Consider the following 1,385-nt stretch of genomic DNA (forward strand, 5'->3'; position numbering starts at 1 on the left):
ATGCACTTTAATACAGATAATATCCATATTCACATTGCAAGTGTAGAATTAAATCCTACAAGATATACTAAGGAAGATGGATTTATGCAATATAAAAATCTATATAGAATGAAGAGTAAATTTGCTAATACTATTATTGATAGGAGTAATGAGCAAAAGAAAATTAATGATATTATGAGAAATAATATTATTAATGGTAAGAAAGAAATATCTTTTAATAAAGATATAGAAATGAAGAGATTAGTAACAGAGATAATAAAAAAATTACCTGAAGATAAAAGACAATGGCAGTATGGATATAATTCTCTTCATGAAGTTAAACCGTTATTAGATGAATTAACTTCTTACTATATAAAAAATTATAAGAAAGATGATTTTGAAGAATTAATTAAAAGTTTAGATGCTGAGGAAGAATATTTAAAGGAAGTCTATGGGGAAGGAGAAAAGCATTTTTATAAAAATTATAAGAAAAATAAGATAGATGAATTATATTATAGAATGGGAAATGCACTTCTTAGAGAAATAAAAACTGAAGTTATTAAGAAAAATGATAATAAAAGTTTTATAAAAAATTATTCATATACCAATTTAGTATTAACGGCAAAAGATATAAAAAGGTTAAAGAAAGTATTTGATAAAGACTTTGAAAAAATAAAAAATGAATTAGCTTATGAGAGATTACAAAGAGAAATTGAATATTCTCATTCTATGTAAACTTTAAGGGTGGTGAGGAATTATGTTTAACAATTTAGGAATAGTAATAGAAGCATTAAGTGATACTGAATTAAAAGTATATAATAGTGTTGAAAAAAAAGATGTTATAGTTAAAGCTTCAAAAGATTATGTATCATCAATAAAGGCAGAGTTAAATGATGAAGATGGAGAAACAATGATCGTTGAGTATGATTTAGAAACTAAAGTTGTAAATGAAAATATTGTAGATTAGCACCAGGTAAAATACCTGGTGTTTTATTATTAAATTTTTTAGGAAAGGAGAAAGAAAAAATGAAAAAAACATATAATAAAAAATCAAAAGAAGATAAAGAAAAAGAAGTTAATGAGCTTTTGAAAAAAGCTAATGAAGGAATAGAAAATTGCTTCACAGCTCCAGAGCATTTCAAAGAACTTGCTAGTTATATGAGTAAATTTTATAACTATTCATTTAGAAATACTTTTCTAATTCAAGAGCAATTTAAAGGAGCATTGGCAGTTGGTTCATATGCTTTTTGGAAAGAGAAAGGATTTACAGTTAATAAAGGGGAAAAGGGAATAAAAATATTAGTTCCTAATAAACTTAGTGATTATTTTATTAATGAAAAAGGCGAAGAAGTTAAATTAAGTAAAGCAACATTTGAAGAAAAAAGATTAATAGAGCAAGGAGAAAT

The 1,385-nt window shown here is 24.4% G+C and carries 3 protein-coding genes; all 3 read left to right on the forward strand.

The features are described from left to right. Positions 1–714 (forward strand): relaxase MobL (gene mobL, locus Q0Y03_RS15440; RefSeq protein ID WP_297714672.1); only part of this gene is annotated, 714 nt, incomplete at its 5' end. 22 nt (positions 715–736) lie between these two features. Next, positions 737–946 (forward strand): hypothetical protein, encoded by a 210-nt coding sequence (locus tag Q0Y03_RS15445; RefSeq protein WP_055291687.1) that lies wholly within the window; start codon positions 737–739, stop codon positions 944–946. A gap of 59 nt (positions 947–1,005) precedes the next feature. After that, positions 1,006–1,385, forward strand: a 380-nt coding sequence (locus Q0Y03_RS15450) for an ArdC-like ssDNA-binding domain-containing protein (protein WP_297714673.1), incomplete at its 3' end; no start/stop codon positions are given.

The organism is Clostridium sp., from assembly GCF_026168755.1.
GTDB lineage: Bacteria > Bacillota > Clostridia > Clostridiales > Clostridiaceae > Clostridium.

What these genes read in the sequence shown, in the direction of transcription:
- Q0Y03_RS15445 (WP_055291687.1), top strand. Translation starts at nt 737, where the DNA reads ATGTTTAACAATTTAGGAATAGTAATAGAAGCATTAAGTGATACTGAA.